A 4,586-nucleotide genomic window follows, 5' to 3' on the forward strand; every position below is an offset into this window, starting at 1 on the left:
CCGACACCGTCGCGGTCTGCCACGCTTTGCGAATCTCCTTGGCGCTGGTACGGAAGAATTTGCGCTGCAGGTCACTGCATCCTCGCTGCAGGCATTGCCGCAGGACCATGGACTGGATAGCGGCGAGCGTAATGCCCTGACCGTAAACGGGATTCACACTGCAAATGGCGTCACCGAAGACAAGGAAGCCAGCCGGCATGCGCGACATCTTGTCGTAGCGTCGCCACCGACTGGAGGCAAACCGGTGAGTGGAGACCTCCGCGAGGGGATCGCCAGCACGCGCTGCGATGAGTGCATGGGGCGGAGCCAACTCGGCTGCGAAGTCCAGCAAGGCCGTGCCCTCGGACGGCAGTTGCTCGCCGGAAACCGATGCCACGCCGACCAGGGAGACGCCGTTTTCGCAGGAAAACATGAGGAACGAGCTGTCGCAGCCCGCATGCGGAGCAATGTTGATGATCACCTCGCGCATTGTTTCGGGCGGTATCCGAACCGGCATGGAGGCGTAGGCAGTGCGCACCACCAATTCGTCTTCAGCGGGCCGACCGTAACCGAGATCCTCGAGGAAGGCCGGCGCGCGTGAACCGCGACCTGTCGCATCGACGACAGTGCTAGCCCACAGCGTACGGTGGTGACCGCTAGCCCGAGTGCGGGCAATGCGCACACCGGTCACCCGATCCCGACGCGCCGTGGCCGTCAAGCCAACCACATCATGTCCGTCGATGATCTCGACATTTGCCAGTACCTGAACCCGTTGGCGTACTTTGAATTCCAAGAGCGGTCGAGTGGCACAATAGAGGGCCACCGAAGCAGGATCCGGAAGGGTGCCTGAGTCGACGAATCGATGGCCACCGATCACCATGCACAGCCGGGAGAGATCTCCGTCATTCCACACCGTCGCGCCGGCGGCCACCAGCTCATCAAGGAACCCAGGAAACAACTCACCGAGAATCTGCGTCGCGCGCATCGTCAAGGCATGCGGTTGCCTACCTTGCGGAACTCCCCGCCGCGGCAGGGGCTCGGCGGGCAACGAATCGCGTTCGATGATGACAACTAGGTCGTAGAAGTCTGCAAGTACGCGTGCGGCTAGCAAGCCACCCATGCCCGCACCGAGCACGACGGCCACATCGCGTGATTTGCGCGTCTCCATACCAAACTTCCCTACTGTCGAGTGGCTTTGAGGTGTTGCGCCGAGCTTGGCCCGTATCGATAGGTCAGTGTATCGTTGATACCACTAATTTGGTATCACCGGTAACGCTAGGCAAGGATGCTGCTATGACGACGCTCACTTACGACTTCATCGTGGTCGGCGCCGGTACCGCAGGTTGCGTACTCGCCAGCCGCCTCTCGGAAGACGCCTCGATCAGCGTCTTACTTCTCGAGGCGGGTGGCGCAACACCGCTACCTGCCAGCGCCGTACCACGGTTGTGGCCCACCATGATTGGCAGTTCCCAAGACTGGGGTGATTGGACGACCGTGCAGTCAGCCACCGGGCTGGCTGAGCGGCTCGTCCGAGGTCGCGGCGTGGGCGGGTCCTCTGCCATCAACGGCATGATGTTCGTGCGAGGCCACCGCGCCAGCTACGCGGCCTGGGAGCGCGTCGGCGCCAAGAGCTGGGGTTTTGACGACCTGCTGCCCTACTTCAAGCGCAGCGAGGCCGCCGTTGGAGGCGACCCCGCGCTGCGCGGCCATAACGGCCCGATGCGCGTCGCACCGATCGATCCGCTGCACCCGGTGGCGGCCGCAAGTCTCGATGCCGCACAAGAGTGCGGATATCGGCGAGCCGTTGACGTCGGCGCCGGACTCGAAATCGGATTCGGCCCCACGCTGAACAGCATCGCCGACGGCAAGCGGTTGAGCGCTGCCGACGCATATCTGTTGCCCGCGATGTGCAGACCGAATCTGACGGTCGTCCCCGACGCCATGGTGCACCGGATCCGAATCGAAAACGGCCGCTGCACCGGGGTGGAATTCACTGTCGCACACAACAAATTGATGACCCTGACCCGCTGCGGTGAGGTGGTGCTCACTGCCGGAGCGATCGGCTCTCCACAGTTGCTGATGTTGTCGGGAGTGGGTCCACATGTGCATCTTCGCCGAATCGGGGTCGGTGTCCACCTCGACCTACCCGGGGTTGGCGCAAACTTGCACGATCATGTTCTAGCGCCTGTGGTGTACCGCAGTGCGCAGCCGATTCCCACTAGTTGCAGTGGACATTGCGAAGTCATCGGCTTGATCGAGACCCAACGCGCCGCCGCAGGACCAGACATTCAGATTATCGTGATCAATTCCACCGGCATCGGTCTGCCGGGCGACGACGGAACGATAGCCGGCTACGCAATCGCAGGTGCAGTGATGCAACCATTCAGCCGCGGTAGCGTCAGACTTTCATCGCCCGCCCCCAACGCCGCGCCGATCATCGATCCCAATTACTTCGGTGACGACCGGGATCTGCGCACCATGGTCGCTGCGCTTCGGTTGGCCCGTCAGCTCGGTGACGCGACCGCATTCGACCACTTGCGCGGCGCTCAGGCCGCACCCGGCCCGGATACCGACGATGACCGGGGCCTGCGCAATTTCGCGAAAAGCGCGTTCCAGTCCTACTTTCACCCGGTGGGCACGTGCGCAATGGGTGATACGGACATGTCTGTCGTCGACGCCCAGTTGCGTGTGCATGGGATCAGCGGGCTAAGAATCGCCGACGCGTCGATCATGCCGTCGATTCCCTCCGCGAACACCGCCGCGACGGTGTATGCGATCGGTGAACGAGCGGCCGACTTGATCACCACCGCGTAGCACCGCCCGGTGATGCGCGAACAGTCCGCGCTGACCACATAGTCTGCTAGGACGTCGTCTGGCAAGAACGGTGGCGGTAGACGGTGATGCTTATTGTCCATTGCGCAATCCTCAACTCGGCGAACCACTTCGGAGCACCCCCACGGATTACCGTCGATGCTCTCCTCACTTGACCGTCATCGGCGTCAGGCGTGTTTGTTTCCATCGATATCAATTTATTATTTACACTGGAAACGAAGACAATTACTCTATTGCTATGGCGCTGCACCTATCCGTCGACGAAGTACTGACCACCACCCGCGCGGTACGTAAGCGACTGGACCTTCGTAGGCCGGTTCCGCGTGCGGTGCTCTACGAATGTCTGGAATTGGCAATACAGGCACCCACCGGCGGCAACGAGCAAGGTTGGCAATGGCTTTTCGTGGACGACGCGGTCAAGAAATTGGCACTTGCCGAGATCTATCGAGCGGTGGCGACGCCGTACATCGATGCCATCTCGCGACGACCACATGGCGACGCGCGTGATGAGCGCATGCGATCCAATCTCAGTTCAGGCCGGTATCTCAGTGACCACTTGCACGAAGTCCCGGTATTGCTCATCCCATGCTTGGCGGGCCGCCCCGACGATGTCGACCACCTCCCCGGTGGTACCGCTGCGTTCTGGGGATCATTGCTGCCCGCTGTCTGGAGCTTCCTGCTGGCGCTGCGGTCACGTGGCCTGGGGTCGACGTGGACGACGTTTCACCTCGGCGGTGATGGCGAGAGGCGGGCCGCGGAAATCCTCGGTATACCCTACGAGGAATACAGCCAAGCCGGGCTTTTCCCGATCGCCTATACCAAAGGGACCGAATTTCGACCCGCCGGGCGCATACCCGCCGCCGAGACCACTCGTTGGAACACGTGGTAGCGGTGGCATGGCGAATTCATCTAAGCGTCCACGCCTTCCGCGCAGCTCCAATGCACGCGCCGGCGAATCTTTCCCTCGGCGCTAACCGCGCGTCGCGGTAAGGAAGCGCATCTGCTCGGCGGTCGCCGGAAATCCCGTCGTGGCCGGAACCGTGCACCCGGCGACCCGGAACAGGTCCGGAATTTGGGCATTGTGGGCAAGCCAGCCACGCTTGGCGAGGTGTACAGCCGGATCTTTGCTTACACCCGGGAACGTCAAGCTGCGCAAGTTGACGTTAGGGTCCCGCAGATGCCATTTCTCGTGCAGGTCGATAAGCGTTTCAGCCAAGACGTCGTGCCGGCCGCCGAAATGGTCGGCGGCGATGCGGCTGCCGGGTGCGCTCAAGGAGCTGATCGTATCGAGAATCTGGTTCTGAGCAGCCGGAGTCAGATAACCGACCAGGAGTCCTTCGACGATCCACGCGGTTGGCTGGGCGGTGTCGAACCCCGCCTCGCGCAACGCGTTCGGCCAGTCTTGCCGCAGATCGATCCCCACCGAGCGGTGCCGTGCGGCCGGCGTGTACCCGAGATCCGCCAGCACGCCCTGCTTCCAGCCGATCACTTCCGGCTGATCGATCTCATAGATCGACGTGCCCTGGGGCCACCGCATCCGGTAGGCGCGGCAGTCCAGACCCGACGCCAATATCACCACCTGACGAATTCCCGCTTGACAGGCCATGGTGAGGAATTCGTCGAAGGCGCGGCCGCGAAGACCGAAGAACAATGGAAACCAACCGGCACCGATCTCTTCGAAAGTGACCGCTCCCTCGAGGATCTGCGTGAACAGGTCGAAATGCACTGCGCGTACCAGCACCTCTGCAAACGGGTCGTCGATCACCGGGTCGGGT

The 4,586-nt window shown here is 62.3% G+C and carries 4 protein-coding genes; 2 read left to right on the top strand and 2 right to left on the bottom strand.

All coding sequences use genetic code 11. The features are described from left to right. On the bottom strand, positions 1 to 1,123 hold a 1,123-nt coding region (locus A9W95_RS11555), incomplete at its 3' end, for an NAD(P)/FAD-dependent oxidoreductase (protein WP_156746148.1). Positions 1,124 to 1,272: 149 nt separating this feature from the next. Between A9W95_RS11555 and A9W95_RS11560 the strand changes: the two genes are divergently transcribed. Both A9W95_RS11560 and A9W95_RS11565 read left to right on the top strand, forming a co-directional pair. Beyond that, positions 1,273 to 2,793, top strand: a complete 1,521-nt coding sequence (locus A9W95_RS11560; RefSeq protein WP_067412338.1) for a GMC family oxidoreductase — start codon at positions 1,273 to 1,275, stop codon at positions 2,791 to 2,793. A 256-nt stretch (positions 2,794 to 3,049) separates the two neighbouring features. After that, positions 3,050 to 3,700 carry a nitroreductase family protein gene (locus A9W95_RS11565; RefSeq protein WP_067412341.1) on the top strand — a complete coding sequence of 217 codons (651 nt, stop codon included), beginning with the start codon at positions 3,050 to 3,052 and terminating at the stop codon, positions 3,698 to 3,700. Between the two features lie 81 nt (positions 3,701 to 3,781). Here A9W95_RS11565 and A9W95_RS11570 read toward each other — a convergent pair. Next, positions 3,782 to 4,586 (bottom strand): SAM-dependent methyltransferase (locus A9W95_RS11570; protein ID WP_156746149.1); only part of this gene is annotated, 805 nt, incomplete at its 5' end.

The organism is Mycobacterium sp. 1423905.2, from assembly GCF_001673155.1.
Taxonomy (GTDB): Bacteria; Actinomycetota; Actinomycetes; order Mycobacteriales; family Mycobacteriaceae; genus Mycobacterium.

Bases quoted from the DNA above. Each gene is read 5' to 3' on its own strand.
- A9W95_RS11560 (WP_067412338.1), top strand. From the start codon at position 1,273: ATGACGACGCTCACTTACGACTTCATCGTGGTCGGCGCCGGTACCGCA.
- A9W95_RS11565 (WP_067412341.1), top strand. From the start codon at position 3,050: ATGGCGCTGCACCTATCCGTCGACGAAGTACTGACCACCACCCGCGCG.